The following is a 19,645-nucleotide window of genomic DNA, read 5'->3' on the forward strand; positions in this document are numbered from 1 at the left end:
ACGAGCGCTCCCGGATGCGGTCGCGCGGTGCGTCCCGCTGCTAGCGAACACGCACGAACCTAGGATGGATGCCATGCCCTTCCCCTCTGTGGCGTACACCGACGCCCCCCTCCACGAGTCCGACGCCGACGCGATCCTGCTGATCGTCCCCACCCTCGCGGAGGGCAGCCCCGACCCCGAGGGCTGGGACGGACTGGGTGCGGCGCTGTCGGCGGTGGGCTTCACCGGAGCGGCGGGATCGTTCCAGCGCGTTCACGTCCCCGGTGCGACGAAGCCGCTCGCGGTGGCCGGTGCCGGTAGCGACCCCAGCGAGGCCGCGCTCCGCGATGCGGCGGGCACGGGCGTTCGTCAACTCACCGGATTCGAGCACGTCGCCGTGCAGTCCCTCGTCGCGGCCCCGTGGCGCGCGCTGGCCGAGGGCGCCGCCCTCGGTGGCTACCGCTTCGCCGACTACAAGAAGAAGTCCGCCAAGCCGCGTGCGTCTCGCGTGACCGTCGTCGCCGACGCAGAGCCCTCGGAAGCCGACACCGCCGCGGTCGCGGCGATCTCGGGCGCCGTGGCGCTGGTGAAAGACCTCGTCACCACGCCGGCCGAGTGGCTGGGGCCGGCCGAATTCGCCGACGCGGCCGTCGAGGCGGTGCGCGGTCTGCCCGTCGAGGTCGAGGTGCTCGACGAGGTCGCCCTCCGCGAGGGCGGATACGGCGGCATCCTGGGCGTCGGCCAGGGGTCGGACCGCCCGCCGCGCATGGTGCGTCTGGACTACTCGCCCGCCGATGCGCAGCGTCACGTCGCGCTCGTGGGCAAGGGCATCACCTTCGATACCGGCGGGCTGTCGCTGAAGCCCCCGGCGTCCATGGTCGGTATGAAGTACGACATGTGCGGCGCGGCGACGGTGCTCGCCGTGCTCAAGGCCGCTGCCGAGATGCAGCTGCCGGTCAAGGTGAGCGCGTGGCTGTGCATCGCCGACAACATGCCGTCGGGTCGCGCGACGCGCCCGGGCGACGTTCTGCGCACGCTCGACGGCACCACCGTCGAGGTGCTGAACACCGACGCCGAGGGGCGTCTCGTCCTCGCTGACGGGATCGCGGCCGCCAGCCGTGAGACCCCCGACCTGATCGTCGACGTGGCGACGCTGACCGGAGCGATCACCGTCGCGCTCGGCAACCGCCACACCGGTGTGATGGGCGACGACGCGGCCGTCGCCACGTACCTGGGGGCCGCCGGTCGCGCGGCCGAGCTCGCCTGGCAGCTTCCCCTCCCCGACCACATGGTGGACGACCTCGACTCCCCCATCGCCGATCTGCAGAACGCGAAGATCGGCGATCCCGCGGGCGGGTCGCTGTTCGCCGGTCTGTTCCTGCGCCACTTCGTGGGGCGCGTCTCGGAAGACGCCGACGCCCCCCGCATCCCCTGGGTGCACCTCGACATCGCCGGCGTCGGGATGAACAAGTCGGCACCGTTCGGGTACACCGACAAGGGCGTGACGGGCGCCACCGTGCGATCGTTGGTCGAGATGCTCGCCACGGATCTCGCCCGATGACGGAGTATTCGGCCGACGTCGTCGTCCTCGGCGGCGGCAGTGGCGGCTACGCCGCGGCCCTGCGTCTCGCCGAGCTCGGCAAGGACGTGGTGCTGGTCGAGAAGGACAAGCTCGGCGGCACGTGTCTGCACCGCGGCTGCATCCCCACCAAGGCCTTGCTGCACGCGGGCGAGGTGGCGGACGCCGCGCGCGGAGCGGCCGACATCGGCGTCGACGTGACCTTCTCCGGCATCGACCCCGCGCGCGTGCGGGCCTACCGGGAAGGCATCGTCGCGAAGAAGTTCAAGGGCCTGGAGGGGCTCATCTCGGCGCGCGGTATCCGCGTGGTCGCCGGGGAGGGAACGCTCGAGGCGGGGCCCGCGGTGCGCGTCGGTGATGACCTCTACCGCGGCACCGACGTGATCCTGGCCACCGGCTCGTACAGCCGGAGCCTGCCGGGACTCGAGATCGGCGGCCGGGTGCTCACGAGCGAACAGGCGCTCGACCTCGACGAGATCCCCGACCGCGTCGTCGTGCTCGGCGGGGGCGTGATCGGCGTCGAATTCGCCAGTGTCTGGCGTTCGTTCGGCGTCGAGGTCACGATCGTCGAAGCACTGTCCCACCTGCTCCCCGCCGAGGACGTGTCGTCGAGCAAGGCGCTCGAACGCGCCTTCCGCAAGCGCGGTATCGCCTTCCAGCTCGGTCGGCGGTTCACCTCGCTGACCGCTGACGACCAGGGCGTGACCGTCGTCCTCGACGATGGCACCGAGATGCCCGCCGACTACGTCCTCGTGGCGGTCGGCCGAGGTCCCGCCACGGCGGGTCTGGGCTTCGAGGAAGCAGGCGTCGAGCTCGAGCGCGGCTTCGTCACGACCGATGCGCGGCTGCGCACCGCCGCTCCCCACGTGTGGGCGGTCGGAGACATCGTGCCCGGTCTGCAGCTCGCGCACCGCGGCTTCCAGCAGGGCATGTTCGTCGCCGAGGAGATCGCCGGTCTCTCGCCGGTCCTCGTCCCCGACGTCGACGTCCCCCGCGTGGCGTACTCGCACCCCGAGGTGGCGTCGGTGGGCCTCACCGAGGCTCAGGCGAAGGACCGCTTCGGGGCGGAAGCCGTGACGGCGTACGAGTACAACCTCGCGGGCAACGGCCGCAGCGAGATCATCGGAACCTCGGGCATCGTCAAGATCGTCCGACGCGTCGACGGCCCCGTCATCGGCGCCCACCTGGTGGGCGACCGGGTGGGTGAGCTCATCTCCGAGGCGCAGCTCGCCGTCGGCTGGGAGGCGCACCCCGAAGACATCGCGCCGTTCATCCACGCACACCCCACGCAGAGCGAGGCGCTGGGAGAGGCCTTCCTGGCCCTCGCCGGCAAGCCGCTGCACGCACTCTGACCGACAACCGGTCACTAAGCTAGATACCGCATCCGGTACGAAGGAGACATATCCATGAGCACATCCGTCGTCCTCCCCGCTCTCGGCGAGAGCGTCACCGAGGGAACGGTCACCCGCTGGCTCAAGCAGGTCGGTGACACCGTCCAGGAGGATGAGGGGCTGCTGGAGATCTCGACCGATAAGGTCGACACAGAGATCCCCTCCCCCGTCTCGGGCGTGATCGAAGAGATCCTCGTCCAGGAGGACGAGACCGTCGAGGTCGGTGCCGTCCTCGCGAAGATCGGTGACGGATCGGGCGCGCCGTCGTCCGACGACGCCCCGCAGGCCGCTCCGGCCGAGCAGGAATCGGCTCCGGCCGCGCAGGAGGCCGCCGCGGAGTCGGCACCCGCCGAGTCCGCGCCGGCCGAGCAGCCCGCACCCGTCGAGCAGTCGGCCTCCGCCGGCGGCGACGCCACCGAGGTCACGCTCCCCGAACTGGGCGAGAGCGTCACCGAGGGCACTGTGACCCGCTGGCTGAAGGCCGTCGGCGACGACGTCGCGGTCGACGAGCCGCTCCTCGAGATCTCGACCGACAAGGTCGACACCGAGATCCCCTCGCCCGTCGCCGGCACGCTCCAGGAGATCCTGGTGCAGGAAGACGAGACGGTCAACGTCGGCGCCGCTCTCGCCCGCATCGGCAGCGGTGCCGCGCCGGCCGCGCAGCCCGAAGCGCCGGCTGCTCCGGCCGCCGAGGAGAAGCCCGCTCAGGAGGCCGCCCCGGCCGCCGAGGAGAAGCCCGTCGAGCAGCCCGCGGAGCAGCCCGCGCCGCAGCAGTCGGCTCCCGCCGAGGAGAAGCCCGCTGACAAGCCGGCCGAGCAGGCTCCCGCCGCGTCGTCGAACGACGACGTCACCTACGTCACCCCGCTCGTGCGTCGTCTCGCGCAGCAGCAGGGCGTGGACTTGACCGCGGTCAAGGGAAGCGGCGTCGGCGGACGCATCCGCAAGGAAGACGTGCTCAAGGCCGCCGAGGCCGCGAAGTCGGCTCCCGCCGCGGCCCCTGCCGCTCCCGCCGCGCCCTCGGCTCCGGCGCCCGTGGAGGTCTCGCCGCTGCGTGGGACGACCCAGAAGATGTCGCGTCTGCGCAAGGTCATCGCCGAGCGCGCCGTCGCTTCGATGCAGGCGACCGCCCAGCTGACCACCGTGGTCGAGGTCGACGTGACCAAGGTCGCCGCGCTGCGCGACCGCGTCAAGGGCGAGTTCCAGCAGAAGACGGGCGACAAGCTGTCGTTCCTGCCGTTCTTCGCGATCGCGGCGGTCGAGGCGCTCAAGGCGTTCCCGATCATCAACTCCACGGTCGAGGGCGACGAGATCGTCTACCCCGCGCACGAGAACGTGGCGATCGCGGTCGACACCGAGCGCGGCCTGCTGACCCCGGTCATCAAGGACGCCGGCGAGAAGAACATCGCCGCGCTCGCTCGCGAGATCGCCGATCTCGCGGCCCGCACGCGCGACAACAAGCTGAAGCCCGACGAGCTCGCGGGCGGCACGTTCACGCTGACCAACACCGGTTCGCGGGGCGCGCTGTTCGACACGCCGATCGTGTTCCTCCCGCAGTCGGCGATCCTCGGCCTCGGCGCCGTCGTGAAGAAGCCGGGCGTGGTGTCGGTCGACGGTAAGGACGCCATCTCGGTGCGCTCCTACGTCTACCTGGCGCTCTCGTACGACCACCGCATCATCGACGGTGCTGACGCCGCCCGCTTCCTCGGTGCGGTCAAGGCCCGCCTCGAGGCGGCGCAGTTCGAGGGCGACCTCGGCATCTGACACCGCTGAACACCGGCTCATGATGGCTGGTCCGCGATCGTTCTCACGGCGCGGACCAGCCATCTGTCGTTCTGCCTGGCGAGCGTCACGTACTGCCCGGTGGCCGCGTCACCGACCCGCACCACCACGACGCCCCCGAAGTCGTCGAGCAGACGGATCTCGGCCGCCGCCGCGTCGGCGAGGAGAGGCTCACGGATGAACGTCGACCCCTCCTCGTGCGAACTCGTGCACACGGGATCTCCGGCGCATCGTTCGATCTGCTCGAACAGCCGTCGCGCCGTTTCGACGGCGTCGTCCGACAGCGGAATGCGCTCGTCGACGGGAGCGGGCGAGGTCGCCGCCGGACCGGGGGTCTCGATGGCGTGCTGCACCGCCGTCGCCGCGGGGTCGGGTGATGCCCGTCGGGCTCTGGCGGAATCCGGCGGAACCGACCGCGGCGCCGCCTCGATCGCATCGGGGGGCCCTTGAGGAATCGAGCGGTCGGGGGTGGCGGACACCGCGAGGTGCGGCGCGTCATGTTCGCGACCGGGCAGCAGGACCGCCGCCGCGACCGCGATCACGGCGGCGACCGCGACCCCCACCGTGATCGCTCGCCAGCGGGGGGAACCGCGCCAGCGCGCGTGGAGGTCGCCGACCGCCGCGCGCACCGCCTCGGCGAGGTCGGCATCGACGAGCCCCGACAGGCTCGTGCCGACGGACGGCTCGGCCGTGACGATCTCCGGCTCCGCCGGAACGAGCGGACCCAGGGTCAGGGCGACGGGTGCCGCGTGCGAGAAGAGGCGCCTCTCCAGGGCGTCCCACTCCCGCGGGGGCCGCGTGAGCATGCTCTCGCGCGCCTTCCGCACGATCTCGCGTGTCTCGTCGTCGGGGCTGAGGGCTCCGAGACGTGCCAGCGTCTCCGCCGTCGCCTCGACCGCATCGGGCGCCTCGGCATCCTCGATCGGCACCGGGCGGCCCTCCGCCGTGAGCCACCACGACACGCCACCGAGTCGGCCCGCGGCCCGACGGCATCCACGCAGCAGCCCCACCGTCGCCGTCACCGCTTCGCCGGGTGTCAGGACGGTCGTGCTGCGTGCACGACGTCGGAGATAGGCGTCGAAGGGTTCGATGAGGACGGAGGCTGCCGGACTGCTCATCCCCCGATGCTGCAAGAACCCCTCGGGGGCGGGCCGCGCGAGAAAGACGAAACGGGGATGGACGGCGTGATCCGCCCGCTGGGGAGGAAGGGTCGATGGCGAAGATAGAATCGTTCCCATGGCCGCTCGCACCACCACGCCCGAGAAGCGTCCGGGCTTCTTCTCCCAGCTCAAAACGCTCTACACCTTCACCCAGAAGGAGTACCGGTGGCTGCCCGTCCTGCTCGCCGGTATCGTGGTGGTCGGCATCGCCCTCGGCGTGCTCGTCGGGTTCCTCATCCCGCCGCTCGCGGTGTGGAGCATCATCCTCTGGGGTGTGACGGGCCTGCTGGCCGGCATCCTCGTGTCGATGATCACCATGACGCGGCTGTCGACGAAGGCGATGTACAAGAAGATCGACGGCATGCCCGGCGCGACCGGTCACGTACTCTCCTCCTCGCTCGGCCGGAACTGGCAGGCCTCCGAGACGCCGATCGGCGTCAACCCCCGCACGCAGGAGGCGCTCTACCGCGCCATCGGCCGCGGTGGGGTCGTGCTCATCGGAGAGGGCAACCGAAGCCGCCTGACCCGTCTGGTCGGCGAGGAGCGCTCCCGTGTGCTGCGCGTGGCCGCCGGCGTCCCCGTCACGGTGCTGTACGTCGGACACGGTGACGACGATGTGCCGATCGGCAAGCTCGCCTCGACCATCAAGGCTCTGCCGAAGAAGGTCGACCGCGCCACGATGGCCGCAGTGATCAAGCGCGTGTCCTCGGTGTCGCAGGGACTGTCGTCGCTGCCCATCCCGAAGGGCGTCGACCCGACCAAGATGCGCGCGCCGCGACCGCGCTGATCCCGTTCATCACGAAGGCCCCCGCTCAGCGGGGGCCTTCGTCGTGGTCGGCGATGCTTCCGGCGTCAGCTGCGCACGAGCACCGTTGCGACGGCCTTGTCATGCAGACCGCGTTGGTCGGAGTCCCACACGACCGCGGGGATGATCAGGGCGAGCAGGATCGTGCGCACGATCGGACGCCACAGCCCGACCCATCCCCCGGATGCCAGCTCGAGCCGCATCCCCAGGAGCCGGTGACCCGGACTGCCCCCGAGGAGCGGGATGAAGAGGATCTGCACCACGAAGAAGATGATGTTGGTGGCGATCGGATTCGCGAACGGCACGCCCGTCACGGGATCGGGGCTGGAGAAGAAGGCGAACCCGATGAGGCCGGCGCTCGCGACGTCGATCAGCAGCGCCCCGATCCGGCGGCCCGGACGGGCGATGGAGCCGCGACCCTCGCGGGGGAGGCCGAGCCGCTGGCCCGGGTAGTCGTTCTCGGCGGGGACGCTCACGTGCCCAGCGTAATCGGGTCGCCGTAACATCCCCGAAACATGGGAGATATGACCGGGACACCGGTTCTGGGTAGGGTCGAGGAGGCTGGCCGAGGCCGGCACGATCCCGAATGTTCTACCTCTGGAGTCTTCATGTTCAAAGATTCGTCCGAGGTGCTGAAGTTCATCCAGGACGAGGACGTCAAGTTCCTCGACATCCGTTTCACGGATCTTCCTGGTGTGCAGCAGCACTTCAACATCCCCGCCTCGACCGTCGACGAGGAGTTCTTCACCGTCGGACAGCTGTTCGATGGCTCGTCGATCCGCGGGTTCGCGAACATCCACGAGTCGGACATGCAGCTCATCCCCGACGTCACCACCGCCTACGTCGACCAGTTCCGCGAGGCCAAGACCCTCGTCATGATCTTCGACATCTACAACCCGCGCAACGGTGAGATCTACGGCAAGGACCCGCGTCAGGTCGCGAAGAAGGCGGAGAAGTACCTCGCTTCGACCGGTATCGCCGACACCGCGTTCTTCGCCCCCGAGGCCGAGTTCTACATCTTCGACGACGTCCGCTACGAGGTGAAGCAGAACTCGAGCTTCTACTCGGTCGACTCCGCAGAGGGCGCGTGGAACACGGGCCGCGCGGAAGAGGGCGGAAACCTCGCCAACAAGACGCCCTACAAGGGTGGATACTTCCCCGTCTCGCCGGTCGACAAGACCGCGGATCTGCGCGACGACATCACCCTCAAGCTGATCGAGGCGGGCTTCGTGCTCGAGCGCTCGCACCACGAGGTCGGTACGGGCGGTCAGCAGGAGATCAACTACCGCTTCGACACGATGGTGCACGCGGCCGACGACATCCTGAAGTTCAAGTACATCGTGAAGAACACCTGCGAGGAGTGGGGCAAGGTCGCGACCTTCATGCCCAAGCCCCTGTTCGGTGACAACGGTTCGGGTATGCACACCCACCAGTCGCTGTGGAACGACGGCAAGCCGCTGTTCTACGACGAGACCGGCTACGGCGGGCTCTCCGACATCGCCCGCTGGTACATCGGCGGTCTGCTGGCCCACGCCCCCGCCGTGCTCGCCTTCACCAACCCGACCCTCAACAGCTACCACCGTCTGGTGAAGGGCTTCGAGGCGCCGGTGAACCTGGTGTACTCGGCGGGCAACCGCTCCGCGGCCATCCGCATCCCGATCACCGGTTCGAACCCCAAGGCCAAGCGCATCGAGTTCCGTGCGCCCGACGCCTCGGGCAACCCGTACCTCGCGTTCGCGGCGCAGCTCATGGCGGGTCTGGACGGCATCAAGAACCGCATCGAGCCCCACGAGCCCGTCGACAAGGACCTCTACGAGCTCCCCGCCGAAGAGGCCAAGAACATCCCGCAGGTTCCGAACTCGCTGCTCGACTCGCTCGAGGCCCTGCGCGCCGACCACGAGTTCCTGCTCGCCGGTGGCGTCTTCACGCAGGAGCTCATCGACACCTGGATCGAGTACAAGATCGAGAACGAGATCCAGCCGATCGCCCAGCGTCCGCACCCCTTCGAGTACGAGCTGTACTTCGGGGTCTGACCGCCCGATCGTCACGACGACGCCCGTCCCCGCCGCTTCGCGGGGGCGGGCGCCGTCGTTTCGGTGGGAGTCGACGGATGCCGGGGCCCGGCACGTCAGCCGGTCGTTCGCGCCGCGCGCTTCTGCTCCTGGAACACGCGGATCGCCTCGTACCGCTCGGCGGAGCGGGCCTGTCGTTTCGCCGCCTCGAGCTCGCGCACTTTCGGCGGGGCGCTCGTCACGAGATCGTCCAGCAGCTGGCGGACGGATGCGGAGACCTCCGCGACGGCGCGGTCGTACACGTCCTGGTTGGCGCGGGAGGGCGTCGTGGTGCCGACGATCTTGCGCACGAACTGCAGCGCAGCGTCGTGGCATTCGGCATCCGTCGCCGGGGGCGTGAAGTTGTGCAGGGGCACGATGTTGCGGCACATGCCCGACAGGTTAGGCCTCTCGCGCGCGGCGCGCGAGGGTCGCCGCGTCGGACCGGGTGGACGCGGTGCGACTGCTTCCCGGCATCCCCTCAGGTCAACCTCCGCCGCGATGTCGGTGGGGCACGCGAGGATGGGAGCATGCCGGAGTCCCCTTACGCCTCGCGTCCGTGGTCGACCTCGTACGCCGAGGGCGTGCCGCTCGAGATCGATGCCCCCGCCCAGACCCTGCCCGAGATGCTGCACGCCTCCGTGGAGCGCTACGGGAAGAAGACGGCGCTCGAGTTCTTCGGTGCGCCGACGACCTACCGCGAACTCGGTGAGCAGGTCGCCCGGGCGGCCGAGGGTCTGCGCCGTCTGGGGGTGCGACCCGGAGACCGTGTGGCTCTGGTGCTGCCGAACTCCCCGCAGCACGTCGTCGCCTTCTACGCGGCGCTGCGCTTGGGCGCGATCGTGATCGAACACAACCCGCTCTACACCCCCCGCGAGCTCCGCCACCAGTTCGAAGACCACGGGGCGCGGTTCGCCATCGTGTGGGACAAGCTCGCCGACACCGTCGCCGAGTTCCCCTCCGACCTCGCGCTCGAGCACGTGGTGAGCGTCGACATCACCGAGGCGCTGCCACTGGGCAAACGGCTGGCGCTGCGCCTTCCGGTGGCCGAGGCCCGTACCGCGCGCGCACAGCTCACGGCCACTCCGACCTCGAAGCGGCCGCTGGCCTGGAAGAGGCTGCTGACCCACGGCACGCTCGCCCGGAAGCACCACGGGCCCGCGCTCGACGACATCGCCCTTCTGCAGTACACCAGCGGCACGACCGGCAGCCCCAAGGGGGCGGTGCTGACGCACGCGAATCTCCGCGCCAACGCCATGCAGGGGCGGGCGTGGGTCCCGGGCCTGCGCGACGGCGAAGAGACGTTCTACGGCGTGCTGCCGCTGTTCCACGCCTATGGACTCACCCTCTGCCTCACCTTCGCGATGAGCATCGGGGCCAAGCTCGTCCTGTTCCCCAAGTACGACCTCGATCTGGTCGCCGCAGCGGCGAAGAAGAGCCCGCCCACGTTCCTCCCCGCCGTCCCTCCCATCTACGACCAGCTCGCGCGTGCCGCCGCGCGCGGCACGATCGACCTGACCAGCGTGCGGTTCGCGATCTCCGGCGCGATGAGCCTCCCCGTGGCCACCGTCGACCGGTGGGAGGCCGCTACGGGTGGTCTCCTCGTCGAGGGGTACGGGATGACGGAGTCCTCCCCCGTCGCCCTGGGCAACCCCATCGGACCGTCGCGTCGACCCGGCACGGTGGGCGTGCCGTTCCCGAGTACCGACATCCGTGTGGTGGACCCCGAGAACCCCACCACCGATCTGCCGCTCGGCGAGGCCGGCGAACTGCTGCTGCGCGGACCGCAGGTCTTCCAGGGGTACTGGAACCGGCCGTCCGACACGGCCGAGACGCTGCTCGACGGCGGTTGGCTGCGCACCGGCGACATCGCATCGGTCTCGAACGACGGCTTCGTCACGATCGTCGACCGCCTCAAAGAGATCATCATCACCGGCGGCTTCAACGTCTCCCCCAGCGAGGTGGAGGACGTCCTGACCTCGCACCCCGACATCGCCGGCGCGGCGGTCGTGGCGCTGCCGAAGTCGTCGGGCGGAGAAGACGTCGCGGCGGCGATCGTCCTCCGCGACGGCGTCGAGGTCGAGCCCGAAGCCATTCGCGACTTCTGCAAGACGCGCCTGGCGGCCTACAAGGTTCCGCGGCGCATCGTCGTGGTCGATGATCTGCCGCGATCGCTCATCGGCAAGGTGCTGCGACGAGAGGTGCGCGAGCGACTCATGTCGTAGGCCGGCGGGCGGATGCGAGAACCCGCTCAGCCGTAGAAGAGCTTGTCGAAGACACGTCGGGCCCGTCGAGTGGCGCCGAAGTAATCCTCCTCGACCTGGGTGGCGGAGCGCGGCGGGTACTCGAGGATGCGACCGATGCCGTCGAGTCGCAGACGGTCGGCGGGCAGCACGTCGCTCGTCTGTCCTGACAGCAGGGTGTTCGCGGAGCGGAGGCGGCTGGCCAGGTGCCAGGCCGCCGCGAGCTTGTGAGCGGCATCCGAGTCGACGAGGCCGGCCTCGACGGCGGCATCCAGGGCCGACAGCGTCGAGGTCGTGCGCATCGCGGGCACCGCGCGGGCGTGCTGCAACTGCAGCAACTGCACGAGCCACTCCACGTCGCTGAGCGAACCAGGGCCGAGTTTGAGATGCCGCGCCGGATCGGCGCCCTGCGGCAACCGTTCGTTCTCGACGCGTGCTTTGATGCGGCGGATCTCGCGCAGACCGTTCTGGTCGGCCGTCACCGGGTAGCGCAGCTCGTCGGCGAGTTGCATGAACGCTCCGATGAGCTTGACGCTGCCCGCGACGCCCCGCGCGCGCAGGAGGGCCTGGGCTTCCCACGACAGCGACCAGCGGCGGTAGTACTCGGCGTACGCATCGATCGACCGCGCGAGCGGCCCACTGCGGCCCTCCGGGCGCAGTTCGGCATCGAGGTCGAGCGGAAGGCGGTGATCTTCCGAGTGCTCGCGGAGGCCCGCGACGATCTTGAGCGCCAACTGGCTTGCACGCTGGGGGTCGACGCCATTCGCACGGTACACGTACATCACGTCGGCATCCGACCCGAATCCGATCTCGCGCCCCCCGAAGCGACCCATCGCGATGATCGCGAAATCGAGGTCGTCGTCCTCCGGCGGCACGACCACCCGGCGCACCGCTCGCAGCGTCGCCTGGATCGTGACCTCGGTGATGGTCGTGAGGGCGTCGGAGAGTTCCTCGAGCGACACGGTCCCGAGCACGGCGGCCATGGCGACCCGCAGCATCTCGCGGCGGCGCAGCGCGCGGACGGATCGCATCGCGTCATCGATGTTCTGCCAGCGCGTCTGGATCGCGCGGGCCTCGTCTTCGAGCGCCTTCCCCGAGCGCGGGCGCAGCAGCGCGTCGTCGTCGAGCCAGGCGACGGACTCCGGGATCCACTCCATCAGCTCGCCGATGTAGCGCGACCCCGAGAGCACCCGGGTGAGACTTTCGGCGGCGCCCGCCGAGTCGCGCAGCATCCGGAGGAACCACGGGGTGTTGCCCAGTCGCTCGCTGATGCGGCGGAAGACGAGCAGGCCATAGTCGGGATCCACGCCGTCTGCGAACCACCGGATCATGATCGGCATCAGGTGCCGCTGGATGGTGGCCTTGCGACTCAGCCCGCTGGTGAGCGCCGCGATGTGGCGGAGGGCTCCCGCCGGGTCGCGGAAGCCGATCGCAGCGAGGCGATCGCGCGCCTGCTCCGTCGACAGGGTGCGCTCCCCCTCGGGCAGCGCCGCCACCGCCGACAGGAGCGGGCGGTAGAACAGGCGCACGTGGATGTCGCGCACCTCGCGCTTGATGCCCTCCCACACCGCCTGCACCCCGGCTGCCGAATCGGCCAGCCGCGAGGCGCGAGCGAGCACCCGCAGATCGTCGTCCTTCTCGGGCAGCAGCGCCGTGCGGCGGAGCCCACGTAACTGCAGGCGGTGCTCGAGCAGGCGCAGGAGTCGGTAGTCGCGACCGAACGCCTCGGCCTCGGTGCGGCCGATGTAGCCCTCGGCCACGAGGGCGTCGAGCGCCTCGAGCGTGCCGCGTTGGCGGATGCGCTCGTCGGTGAGCCCGTGCACGAGCTGCAGCAGCTGCACCGTGAATTCGACGTCGCGGATGCCGCCGGGCCCGAGCTTGAGTTGCCGGTTCACCTCCGCGGAGGGGATGTGGTCGGTCACGCGCTCGCGCATGCGCTGCACGCCCTCGACGAAGTTCTCGCGCGCCGCGCTGTGCCACACCAGCGGCTGCACCGCGGCGACGTATTCGGCGCCGAGCGAGGCGTCTCCGGCGATGGCGCGGGCCTTCAGCAGCGCCTGGAACTCCCAACTCTTCGCCCACCGGTCGTAGTACTGCTGGTGGGAGGCGAGGCTGCGAACGAGGGCGCCCTGCTTACCCTCGGGACGGAGGTTCGGGTCGACCTCCCACAGCGGCGGCTCGATCTCGGGCCCTGAGATGCCGCGCATGGTCTGGACCGCGAGCCGCGTGCCGATGTCGATCGCGCGCGCCTCCGACACGACCTCTTCGTCGGACGAGCCGCCGACGAAGATCACGTCGACGTCGCTGACGTAGTTGAGTTCGCGGGCCCCGGTCTTGCCCATGGCGATGATGGCGAAGCGCGTGGCCGCGATCTGCTCCGGCGCGAACGAGCCCGGGCCCGTCCCCGACAGGCGCGAGCGCGCGACGCTCAGCGAGGCCTCGAGCGCCGCGCCGGCCAGGTCGGCGAGCGCCGTCGAGACGATGTCGATGGCGCCGGCCGGGTCGTCCTGCCCGAGGTCGTACGCCGCGATGCGGGCGAGCAGGCGCCGGTAGCGCACGCGCAGGGCGACCCAGGCGGCATCCGTCGCATCCGCGGCGAAGCCGTCGACATCACCCACGGATGCCAGCAGCTCGGCGCGCATGGCCGACTCGTCCGGCACGGTGAGCCCGGCGCCGGAGAGGTGTGCGAGCTCTTCGGGGTGGCGCAGGTAGAACTCGGCGAAGCCGTCGGACGCGCCCACGATGTCCCACAGGGCACGCCACGCTCCGGCATCGGCGGCCGCCCGCCGGACTGCGGCGACGTCGCGCCGGGCCACCTGCAGGATCGCCTGCAGCGCCCGGTCGGGGTCGGCCACGCGCTGCGCGAGCTGCATGGCATCCGGCCGGTTCACCCCGACCGACTCCTCGAGCTCTCCGAGCAGGATGTCTGCTTCGGTGAGCCTCGAGAAGCCGGTTCGGGCGAGGGCGGTGAGCGCGGTCGTGCGGTCGCCCGAGGTCATCGGATGACCGTCAGAGTGCTTCGAGGTTGCTCGCGAGCTCGAACGGCGTCACCTGGGCGCGGTACTGCTGCCACTCGCGACGCTTGTTGAGCAGAACGTACTTGAACACCTGCTCCCCGAGGGTTTCGGCGACGAGCTCCGACTCCTCGAGGTACTCGAGGGCGTGGTCGAGGCTCGCCGGCAGGGGCGCGTACCCGAGGGCGCGACGCTCGGCGTCGGTGAGCGACCAGACGTTGTCTTCGGCCTCGGCGGGCAGCTCGTACTCCTGCTCGATCCCCTTGAGGCCGGCGGCGAGCATGAGGGCGTACGACAGGTAGGGGTTGGCCGCCGAGTCGAGCGCGCGGTACTCCACGCGCGTCGACTGGCCCTTGTTGGGCTTGTACAGCGGCACGCGCACGAGCGCGGAGCGGTTGTTGTGGCCCCAGCAGATGAAGCTGGGTGCCTCGTCGCCGCCCCACAGGCGCTTGTACGAGTTGACGAACTGGTTCGTCACGGCCGAGATCTCGTTCGCGTGACGCAGCAGACCCGCGATGAAGTGCCGACCGACCTTCGACAGCTGGTACTGGCCGCCCTCCTCGTAGAAGGCGTTCATGTCGCCCTCGAAGAGCGAGAGGTGCGTGTGCATGCCGCTTCCGGGCTGGCCGCTGATCGGCTTGGGCATGAACGTCGCGTACACGCCCTGCTCGATCGCGACCTCCTTCACCACCGTGCGGAAGGTCATGATGTTGTCGGCCGTGGTGAGGGCGTCGGCGTAGCGGAGGTCGATCTCGTTCTGACCGGGGCCGCCCTCGTGGTGGCTGAACTCGACCGAGATGCCGAGGTCTTCGAGCATGCGCACCGAGCGACGGCGGAAGTCGTGAGCCGTCCCGCCGGGCACGTTGTCGAAGTAGCCGGCCGAGTCGACCGGCTGCGGGCGGCCGTCGGCGCCGAGCTGCGAGGACTTGAGCAGGTAGAACTCGATCTCGGGGTGCGTGTAGAACGTGAACCCGGCGTCAGCGGCTTTGGCGAGCGTGCGCTTGAGCACGTGGCGCGGGTCGGCCACGGCGGGCTGGCCGTCGGGGGTGGTGATGTCGCAGAACATGCGCGCCGTGGGGTCGATCTCGCCACGCCAGGGCAGGATCTGGAACGTCGTGGGGTCGGGGTGGGCGAGCAGGTCGGATTCGTAGGAGCGCGTGAGCCCCTCGATCGCGGAGCCGTCGAAGCCCAGCCCCTCGGTGAAGGCGCCCTCCACCTCGGCGGGGGCGATTGCCACCGACTTCAGCGTCCCGACCACGTCGGTGAACCACAGGCGCACGAACTTGACGCCGCGTTCCTCGATCGTTCGCAGGACGAAATCGCGCTGCTTGTCCATCGTCAATCCCTCGTCTCGGTGGGCCGTCAGCGGTCGGAGCCGGAGCCCCAGTCGTCGCGAGCCTGTTCTTCTTCGGCCCACTTCTGAGCGCGTTCTTTCATCAGCTGCGGGGCGCGAGCGGCCTCTTCCGCGGTGTCGAAGGGGCCCGCGCGATCGACGGCGGGCGACTCGAAGCCCTGCTCGACCTCGCCGGTCTCGAGGTTGTACCAGTACTTCTTGTCGTCGCTCACGATGGCTCCTCACCTGGGTCGCGCGTGTCGGCGCAGAACGCCGCTGCTCCCCCGATCCTACTGATCCCGACCGCGCGCCTGGATAGGCTGAGGGGTATGGCAACGAATGCGTCTCGTGCGGTCGGAGTGGACATCGGCGGAACCGGCATCAAAGCGGGGATCGTCGATCTGGATGCCGGTGAGCTGATCAGCGACCGCGTGAAGGTGTCCACGCCCGCCGGTGCCGAACCGGCCGACGTGCTGGCCGCGGTGAAGGAGGTGCTCGAGACCCTCGAGGCACCGGCCGACCTCCCTCTCGGTGTCGCCTTCCCGGCGATCGTGAAGGGCGGACGCACCCTCTCGGCCGCCAACGTGTCGAAGGCGTGGATCGGCTTCGAGGCGGAGAAGTTCTTCGAGCAGGGCCTGTCGCGAAACATCCACTTCGCCAACGACGCCGACGTCGCCGGCATCGCCGAGGTGCGCTACGGCGCGGCGAAGGGGATCGACGGTCTCGTCATCCTCACGACGCTCGGCACGGGCATCGGATCCGCGATGATCTACGACGGCGTCCTCGTCCCGAACAGTGAACTCGGGCACCTGCAGCGCGCCGGGCACAAGAACGACGCCGAGCACTACGCCGCCTACTCCGCCATGGAGCGCGAGGAACTGCCGTGGGAGAAGTGGGCGAAGCGTCTGCAGTGGTACTACGACTACGTCGAGTTCCTCTTCAGCCCCGATCTCATCGTCGTGGGCGGGGGCGTGTCGAAGCACTCCGAGAAGTTCCTCCCGCTCCTGAAATCGCGCGCACCGATCGTCCCCGCGAAGCACCGGAACAACGCCGGCATCATCGGAGCGGCATCCCTTGCCGTGCCGGTGCCGGAGGCGCTGCCCGCGGTGAAGTGAGGCGCCGCGGCCGTGGCATCCGGTCGCTCGCGACGTGGGGCGTGGCCGCCTCGCATCGGTGATCACGCCGCGTCGATCTGACGCACGCTGACGGCGTTGCGCCACACCACGGGCGCCCAGTGGCCGCCCTCGCAGGGCACCTCGAGCATGACGACCCGGTCGTTTCCGCCGGTCGCCCAGGCCGCTTCGCGTGTCGCAGCGCGGTTGGGCCACGTGACCCACGCCCACACCGGGCGCTTCTGCGTGTACCACTCGACCGGACGGGTACCCCAGGTCTCGGGCTGCAGCGTGCAGGGAGCAATGGATGCCAGCACCCGCGCGACCATCTCGTCGCTGACTCTCGTCGACCCCATGCACCGGACCCCTTCCCCGGCCGTGCTCGAGTGTAGAACATATGTCCGACACTCGTCTGGCCAGCAGATCGTCGCCGATTTTCAGCGGGACGGCGCTAGTCCGTTCGCTCAGGGCATTTCGAGAGTTACGACACCGTCGTCGCCCGCTCGTTCTGAGAGCGCTTGAGTCTCGTGAGCCTCTCGGAGAGGGACCGCGATTCCCCATCGGGTCCATTCGTCGATGTCAGTAGCGAGATCGTCGTAGAGATCCCACAGCCGATCATGCGGGCGCAGCGGCAGTGGGACATGAGGGCGGAACCGTCCGGGAAAGAGTTCATGTGCGGTGAATTCGATCGTTACGCCGTCGCTCCCGAATGTCATCCGATCGAGCGAAAGAGACTCCAGCATGCCGCTTTCGAATTCACGCGCGATGGGTCCAGCGAAATCGAGTTCGGTCATCCGGCGACCTGCCTTACCCCTGACGGGCAGACGTCGTCCGGCGCCGGATCAGCTGCACCGCGGGATGCGACACCCAGCGGGGTGACAGCGATGAGGAGAGCGAGAAGCGAGGAACCAGCGAGAGGACGAAGAGCCATGGCGACCGTTCATGTCCGCGAGCCTCGGACGGGCTCGAATCGGTCAGACGTTACCGAGAGCGAGAGCTTCTCCGAGCCCCGGCGAACGCGGGTGAGATTCGGCCCCCGTTTCGGATGCGCTGGCATACGCCGGTATGGGAGGACGCCGGCGAAGCGGCGGAGGGTGCGAATGGGCCGGCCTGTACGCCGGGTTCTGTCCGGGGGTCGAAACCCCGTGGACGGTCATCTCTCTCGGCGACACGTTGCCGTGCCGCTCCAGCGGCCTACCCGGGGACTCGGCGAGCCGCGTCTGCATCCCCTGTCTGGCCTTGCTCCGGACGAGGTTTACCTGGCGGGTCGTGTCACCACGACCCCCGGTGGTCTCTTACACCACCCTTTCACCCTTACCCGCGCCGCGAGGCGCGGGCGGTCTGCTCTCTGTGGCACTGTCTCGCGGATTGCTCCGGGTGGGCGTTACCCACCGTCCTGCCCTGTGGAGCCCGGACGTTCCTCGGCACGGGCGAACCCGTGACGCGACCGTCCAGCCGACCCATTCGCACCCTCGAGTCTACGCGGGCGGCTCAGCCCTTCTCGGCCGTCTCGCCGATCCGCAGGTCGAGGGGGAAGTCGATCGGGAACGTCCCGAACAGCAGCCGACCCGCGGATGCCGCGGACTCCCGCACCGCGTCGGCCACGGCATCCGCGTGCTCGAGGGGCGTGTGCACGACGATCTCGTCGTGAAGGAAGAACGCCAGATGCGGAACCCGTGCGAAGACACGACCCGACGCCGGGGCCGCGCGGGTGGCATCCACCTCCGGGAGGGCGGCGAGACGCGCGCGCAGGTCGGCGAGCCACGCGAGCGCCCACTCGGCGGCCGTACCCTGCACGACGAAGTTCCGGGTGAAGCGCCCGCGATCGCGGGCGGAGCGTCGTGCGCGGGTCTCGTCGACCCCGGATGCCGCGGTGTCGCTGGCGAGCGACTGCAGGTGCTGCCACGCTTCCCCCGCGGCCGGCGAGGTGCGCCCGAGCCAGGTGTGGACCACTCCCCCGTTCTCCCCCGTGCGGGCCGCGTCGTCGACGAGCTGCATCGCGCGCGGGAACGTGCGGCGAAGGCGCGGCAGCAGACGACCGCTCTCGCCGGTGGTGGCGCCGTACATCGCGCCGAGCATCGCGAGCTTCGCCTCGGCGCGACTGCCCACGGCGCCCCGCTCGACGATGCCGGCGTAGAGGTCGCGCCCGGATGCCGCCTCGGCCAGCGCCGTGTCGCGGGCCATCGCCGCGAGCACCCGGGGTTCGAGCTGGGCCACATCCGCGGTGACGAGGGTCCAGCCGGGGTCGGCGCGAACGGCCGTGCGCAGCGACCGCGGGATCTGCAGCGCCCCACCGCCCGACGACGCCCAGCGGCCCGTGACGACGCCCGCGGGGACGTAGACCGGGCGGAACCGGTCGTCGCGCACCCACTCGTCGAGCCAGGCCCACCCGTTCGCGGTGTACAGCCGCATCAGCTTCTTGTAGGCGATCAGCGGAGCGACAGCGGGATGGTCGTGCTCGGCCAGCTCCCACCGACTCGTCGACTGCACGAGGAGTCCGGCGCGGTGCAGCGACCGCAGCAGACGCGGCTGCGAGTCGAGCGAGGCCGCGGGGTCGCCGAGGGCGTCGCGCACGACGGCGGCCGTCTGCTGGATCCGCGCGGGGTGTCCTCCTCCGTGGCGGGCGCCGAGCTCGCGCTCCAGCAGACCCTCGTGTGCGCGTCGGCTCCACGGCATCCCCGCCGCGTGCAGTTCGGCGGCGATCAGCGCCCCCGCCGACTCCGCGGCGCACAGCAGTCGCAGCGCTCCCGGGGCGGACGAGGCCGCGATCGCCGCGACCTGGCGACGATGCTCCGCGAGGGCGGCGTCGACGTCCTCGGGAACGCCGGATGCCGCGTCACCGAGGTCGAACAGCGTGTCACCGGTCGTGGCCGCCGGTGCTCCGGCATCCCATTCCGTGTGTGCGCGGAGGCCGTGATCGTCGCCCACGGCATGCGCGTCGCGGAGGATGCCGTGCACGAGTCGCAGATCCCACACGCGGGCCACACGGATCCCGGCGTCGAGAAGGCGCGCGTAGAGCTGCGCCGTGTCGGCCCACACCCAACGCACGTCGCCGGCGGACTCGCGCGCGGCGATGGCGTCGGCGAGGTGCTCGGCTGTCACCTCGGAGGAGGCAGGCGAAGCCTTCTCGGCGTTCGGATCGACGAGGGCGAACCGTCCGTCGGCCGTGCGTCCGACGACGACCGTGTCAGAGACCACG

The 19,645-nt window shown here is 70.1% G+C and carries 16 protein-coding genes and 1 other RNA gene; 7 read left to right on the plus strand and 10 right to left on the minus strand.

Annotated features, from left to right (window positions below; all coding sequences use genetic code 11):
• Positions 1-73: 73 nt before the first annotated feature.
• The 3 genes from ACK4LS_RS07620 to sucB are packed head-to-tail and all read left to right on the plus strand — an operon-like array spanning position 74 to position 4,710.
• Complete coding sequence (locus tag ACK4LS_RS07620; protein ID WP_409715554.1) at positions 74-1,540, plus strand: leucyl aminopeptidase; 1,467 nt, start codon at positions 74-76, stop codon at positions 1,538-1,540.
• Positions 1,537-2,910, plus strand: coding sequence for a dihydrolipoyl dehydrogenase (lpdA, locus tag ACK4LS_RS07625; RefSeq protein WP_409715557.1), 1,374 nt, complete (start codon positions 1,537-1,539; stop codon positions 2,908-2,910). The genes ACK4LS_RS07620 and lpdA overlap by 4 nt, the downstream gene beginning before the upstream one ends.
• Positions 2,911-2,964: 54 nt before the next feature.
• A complete protein-coding gene (gene sucB, locus ACK4LS_RS07630; RefSeq protein WP_409715560.1) occupies positions 2,965-4,710 on the plus strand; it encodes a 2-oxoglutarate dehydrogenase, E2 component, dihydrolipoamide succinyltransferase in 1,746 nt (581 codons plus the stop codon).
• 17 nt (positions 4,711-4,727) lie between these two features.
• Here the strand turns inward: sucB and ACK4LS_RS07635 are convergent, their stop codons facing one another.
• On the minus strand, positions 4,728-5,846 hold the full coding sequence (locus tag ACK4LS_RS07635; RefSeq protein ID WP_409715564.1) for a hypothetical protein: 1,119 nt from the start codon (positions 5,844-5,846) through the stop codon (positions 4,728-4,730).
• A 118-nt stretch (positions 5,847-5,964) separates the two neighbouring features.
• Between ACK4LS_RS07635 and ACK4LS_RS07640 the strand changes: the two genes are divergently transcribed.
• Positions 5,965-6,675, plus strand: coding sequence for a DUF4191 domain-containing protein (locus tag ACK4LS_RS07640; RefSeq protein WP_409715567.1), 711 nt, complete (start codon positions 5,965-5,967; stop codon positions 6,673-6,675).
• 65 nt (positions 6,676-6,740) lie between these two features.
• Here the strand turns inward: ACK4LS_RS07640 and ACK4LS_RS07645 are convergent, their stop codons facing one another.
• A complete protein-coding gene (locus ACK4LS_RS07645; RefSeq protein WP_409715570.1) occupies positions 6,741-7,199 on the minus strand; it encodes an RDD family protein in 459 nt (152 codons plus the stop codon).
• A 102-nt stretch (positions 7,200-7,301) separates the two neighbouring features.
• Between ACK4LS_RS07645 and glnA (ACK4LS_RS07650) the strand changes: the two genes are divergently transcribed.
• Positions 7,302-8,726, plus strand: coding sequence for a type I glutamate--ammonia ligase (gene glnA, locus ACK4LS_RS07650; protein WP_409715573.1), 1,425 nt, complete (start codon positions 7,302-7,304; stop codon positions 8,724-8,726).
• A gap of 95 nt (positions 8,727-8,821) precedes the next feature.
• Here glnA (ACK4LS_RS07650) and ACK4LS_RS07655 read toward each other — a convergent pair whose 3' ends face one another.
• The gene (locus ACK4LS_RS07655) at positions 8,822-9,136 is read right to left on the minus strand and encodes a DUF2277 domain-containing protein (RefSeq protein WP_409715576.1); all 315 of its coding nucleotides are present in this window, start codon (positions 9,134-9,136) and stop codon (positions 8,822-8,824) included.
• A gap of 138 nt (positions 9,137-9,274) precedes the next feature.
• On the opposite strand from ACK4LS_RS07655, the gene ACK4LS_RS07660 reads away from it, so the two are divergent.
• Positions 9,275-10,969 carry a long-chain-fatty-acid--CoA ligase gene (locus ACK4LS_RS07660; RefSeq protein WP_409715579.1) on the plus strand — a complete coding sequence of 565 codons (1,695 nt, stop codon included), beginning with the start codon at positions 9,275-9,277 and terminating at the stop codon, positions 10,967-10,969.
• Positions 10,970-10,995: 26 nt separating this feature from the next.
• On the opposite strand, the gene ACK4LS_RS07665 is transcribed toward ACK4LS_RS07660, so the two are convergent.
• From ACK4LS_RS07665 to ACK4LS_RS07675, 3 genes are read right to left on the minus strand one after another with little or no spacing between them, the layout of a single operon-like run.
• Positions 10,996-13,986 (minus strand): bifunctional [glutamine synthetase] adenylyltransferase/[glutamine synthetase]-adenylyl-L-tyrosine phosphorylase, encoded by a 2,991-nt coding sequence (locus ACK4LS_RS07665; protein ID WP_409715582.1) that lies wholly within the window; start codon positions 13,984-13,986, stop codon positions 10,996-10,998.
• Between the two features lie 10 nt (positions 13,987-13,996).
• Positions 13,997-15,337: a type I glutamate--ammonia ligase gene (gene glnA / locus ACK4LS_RS07670; protein ID WP_094734545.1), complete on the minus strand. Its 1,341-nt coding sequence runs from the start codon at positions 15,335-15,337 to the stop codon at positions 13,997-13,999.
• A 26-nt stretch (positions 15,338-15,363) separates the two neighbouring features.
• Positions 15,364-15,567, minus strand: coding sequence for an SPOR domain-containing protein (locus ACK4LS_RS07675; protein WP_409715586.1), 204 nt, complete (start codon positions 15,565-15,567; stop codon positions 15,364-15,366).
• A gap of 96 nt (positions 15,568-15,663) precedes the next feature.
• On the opposite strand from ACK4LS_RS07675, the gene ppgK reads away from it, so the two are divergent.
• Entirely contained in the window at positions 15,664-16,449 is a 786-nt protein-coding gene (gene ppgK, locus ACK4LS_RS07680) for a polyphosphate--glucose phosphotransferase (protein ID WP_409715589.1), read from the plus strand.
• Between the two features lie 62 nt (positions 16,450-16,511).
• On the opposite strand, the gene ACK4LS_RS07685 is transcribed toward ppgK, so the two are convergent.
• The 4 genes from ACK4LS_RS07685 to ACK4LS_RS07700 form a co-directional block, all read right to left on the minus strand.
• A complete protein-coding gene (locus tag ACK4LS_RS07685; protein WP_409715592.1) occupies positions 16,512-16,802 on the minus strand; it encodes a hypothetical protein in 291 nt (96 codons plus the stop codon).
• A 108-nt stretch (positions 16,803-16,910) separates the two neighbouring features.
• Entirely contained in the window at positions 16,911-17,240 is a 330-nt protein-coding gene (locus tag ACK4LS_RS07690) for a hypothetical protein (protein WP_409715595.1), read from the minus strand.
• Between the two features lie 303 nt (positions 17,241-17,543).
• An RNA gene (gene rnpB, locus ACK4LS_RS07695) (RNase P RNA component class A) lies at positions 17,544-17,909 on the minus strand.
• Between the two features lie 28 nt (positions 17,910-17,937).
• Positions 17,938-19,644: a bifunctional 3'-5' exonuclease/DNA polymerase gene (locus tag ACK4LS_RS07700; protein ID WP_409715597.1), complete on the minus strand. Its 1,707-nt coding sequence runs from the start codon at positions 19,642-19,644 to the stop codon at positions 17,938-17,940.
• Between the last annotated feature and the right edge of the window lies 1 nt (position 19,645).

Source organism: Microbacterium sp., assembly GCF_046295495.1.
Lineage (GTDB): Bacteria > Actinomycetota > Actinomycetes > Actinomycetales > Microbacteriaceae > Microbacterium.

Coding starts and splice junctions, on each gene's coding strand:
- ACK4LS_RS07620 (WP_409715554.1), top strand. CDS start 74: ATGCCCTTCCCCTCTGTGGCGTACACCGACGCCCCCCTCCACGAGTCC.
- lpdA (WP_409715557.1), top strand. CDS start 1,537: ATGACGGAGTATTCGGCCGACGTCGTCGTCCTCGGCGGCGGCAGTGGC.
- sucB (WP_409715560.1), top strand. CDS start 2,965: ATGAGCACATCCGTCGTCCTCCCCGCTCTCGGCGAGAGCGTCACCGAG.
- ACK4LS_RS07635 (WP_409715564.1), bottom strand. CDS start 5,846: ATGAGCAGTCCGGCAGCCTCCGTCCTCATCGAACCCTTCGACGCCTAT.
- ACK4LS_RS07640 (WP_409715567.1), top strand. CDS start 5,965: ATGGCCGCTCGCACCACCACGCCCGAGAAGCGTCCGGGCTTCTTCTCC.
- ACK4LS_RS07645 (WP_409715570.1), bottom strand. CDS start 7,199: ATGTTACGGCGACCCGATTACGCTGGGCACGTGAGCGTCCCCGCCGAG.
- glnA (WP_409715573.1), top strand. CDS start 7,302: ATGTTCAAAGATTCGTCCGAGGTGCTGAAGTTCATCCAGGACGAGGAC.
- ACK4LS_RS07655 (WP_409715576.1), bottom strand. CDS start 9,136: ATGTGCCGCAACATCGTGCCCCTGCACAACTTCACGCCCCCGGCGACG.
- ACK4LS_RS07660 (WP_409715579.1), top strand. CDS start 9,275: ATGCCGGAGTCCCCTTACGCCTCGCGTCCGTGGTCGACCTCGTACGCC.
- ACK4LS_RS07665 (WP_409715582.1), bottom strand. CDS start 13,986: ATGACCTCGGGCGACCGCACGACCGCGCTCACCGCCCTCGCCCGAACC.
- glnA (WP_094734545.1), bottom strand. CDS start 15,337: ATGGACAAGCAGCGCGATTTCGTCCTGCGAACGATCGAGGAACGCGGC.
- ppgK (WP_409715589.1), top strand. CDS start 15,664: ATGGCAACGAATGCGTCTCGTGCGGTCGGAGTGGACATCGGCGGAACC.
- ACK4LS_RS07685 (WP_409715592.1), bottom strand. CDS start 16,802: ATGGGGTCGACGAGAGTCAGCGACGAGATGGTCGCGCGGGTGCTGGCA.
- ACK4LS_RS07690 (WP_409715595.1), bottom strand. CDS start 17,240: ATGACCGAACTCGATTTCGCTGGACCCATCGCGCGTGAATTCGAAAGC.